Annotated in this window: 3 protein-coding genes; all 3 read left to right on the top strand. The window is 32.8% G+C overall.

Annotated features, from left to right (window positions below; all coding sequences use genetic code 11):
* Positions 1–186, top strand: a 186-nt coding sequence (locus AB1422_19195) for a tetratricopeptide repeat protein (protein ID MEW6621427.1), incomplete at its 5' end; no start/stop codon positions are given.
* Between the two features lie 57 nt (positions 187–243).
* The gene (locus AB1422_19190; protein MEW6621426.1) at positions 244–873 is read left to right on the top strand and encodes a bifunctional precorrin-2 dehydrogenase/sirohydrochlorin ferrochelatase; all 630 of its coding nucleotides are present in this window, start codon (positions 244–246) and stop codon (positions 871–873) included.
* A gap of 103 nt (positions 874–976) precedes the next feature.
* The gene (ccsB, locus tag AB1422_19185; GenBank protein ID MEW6621425.1) at positions 977–1792 is read left to right on the top strand and encodes a c-type cytochrome biogenesis protein CcsB; all 816 of its coding nucleotides are present in this window, start codon (positions 977–979) and stop codon (positions 1790–1792) included.
* The last annotated feature ends 138 nt before the right edge of the window (positions 1793–1930 follow it).

The raw sequence follows: 1930 nt of genomic DNA, 5'->3' as shown, positions 1-1930 counted from the left end.
TATTATAACCAGGGGGTAGCATTGTGTAAATTGAGAAGATACAATGAGGCAGTAGAATGTTTTGATAAAGCGATAAATCTCAATCCTGCTTTTCAACAAGCCTGGTATAACAAAGCAATCGCTCTACAAAATCTTGGTAAAAGAGAACAAGCAAATAAGTGTTTTAAAGAGGCTCAAAGATTATGATGATAGAAGTTAAACGCTTACAGAAAGAGTAATTATTTACCCCAGGTGAAAAAGACAATGACTTACTACCCAGTATGCCTTAATTTAAAAAATAAAAAATGCGTTGTTGTGGGAGGCGGGAAAGTAGCACTTCGCAAAGTAAAATCATTGGTTGAGGCACAGGCGAAAGTTACTGTCATCAGCCCAAAATTCTCTACCTTATTTAAAGAATTGGAAAATAAGGTAACCTGTTTAAAGGAAGAATATAACTCTAACCATATAAAAAAAGACACATTTTTAGTTATTGCCGCTACTAATGATAAACAATTTAATGCTAAAATTGCTGGGGATGCTAATAAATTAAATTTATTAATAAATGTTGTTGATTCTCCTGAAATGTGTAATTTTATTGTTCCAGCAACAATGGTAAGGGGAGATTTAATTATTAGTGTCTCAACAAGTGGCAAAAGTCCAGCATTAGCCAGAAAGATTAAAGAAGACCTCGAAATTATTTATGGCACTGAATATGAAGCATTAGTAGATTCATTGGGCAAATTACGAAATAAGATTAAGGTTGAATATAAAGATGAAGAAGAAAGAAAACTATTCTGGGAAAAACTACTTTCCCTTAAAAATGCTCACCACGAAGGCACAAAGACACAAAAAACCAGGAAAATTCCGTGTTCCCAAACTTCTGTGCTTGTGTGATAAAAAAATCTGTATCATCTGCGTAATCTGTGGATTAATCTCTCTTTGGAATAAGGGTAAATTTTATCCGAAAGCGTTCTTTATTTTATAAGGAGGATTAATATTGCTTAATCTATTATTTTTTAACCTTGCCTTTGTTTTATATTCCATTTCAACTATTATTTATCTTATTTTTTTATACTCAAAAAGAGAAAGATGGAGTAATTATGGATACTGGCTGACTATTTTAAGCCTAACTGTCCATAGTTTAAGTCTAATAGTTCGAGGTTTTGAGGCTAATCACTTGCCAATGGTCAGCTTGTTTGAATCTCTATCATTTTTTGGCTGGATGGTAGTTGCTATTTTTTGTTTTATTGAATATCGGTATAAATTAAAGATATTAGGTTTGTTTGTCCTGCCAATTGTCTTTTTTATACTTCTTTGTGGATATTTTTTCCCAAAAGAGATAATACCGTTAGTTCCAGCATTGCAAAGTTACTGGCTGGGTATTCATGTGGGTTTGAGTTTATTTAGTTATGGGGCATTTGTTTGCGGATTTGAGTTTGGCATAATGTATCTTGTTCAGGATAAAGCAATAAGATTAAAAAAACAAATGGCTTATTTGCAATTGCCTTCCTTAGAGATATTAGATAATTTAAGTTATAAATCTGTGTTTATAGGATTTTTATTTTTGACTTCAGGGATAATCACGGGGGCTATTTGGGCGAATTCTGCCTGGGGTTCATACTGGAGCTGGGACCCAAAAGAAATATGGTCATTAATCACCTGGTTTGTTTATGCGGCGTATCTTCATGTTAGATTCTTGCGTGGTTGGCGAGGTAGAAAAATCGCTTATTTAACCATAATTGGCTTTGCATGTCTCTTATTTACCTTTCTGGGAGTAAATTTGTTACTGCCAGGATTACATACTTATAAATAACTGAACTCAGATTTTCTGGTGGTGTCTTAATCTAGCATAAAGGTTAAAATAGTGTATAGGGTTCTGCAAAATAGGATTTGAGGGAGACAACAAATAAATATCAAATATCAAATATTAAATATCAAATATAAATATCAA

This window comes from bacterium (assembly GCA_040757115.1).
GTDB lineage: Bacteria > UBA9089 > CG2-30-40-21 > CG2-30-40-21 > SBAY01 > JBFLXS01.
The sequence above is the reverse complement of the archived record's forward strand: the minus strand, read 5'-3'. Positions and strand labels throughout refer to the sequence as shown.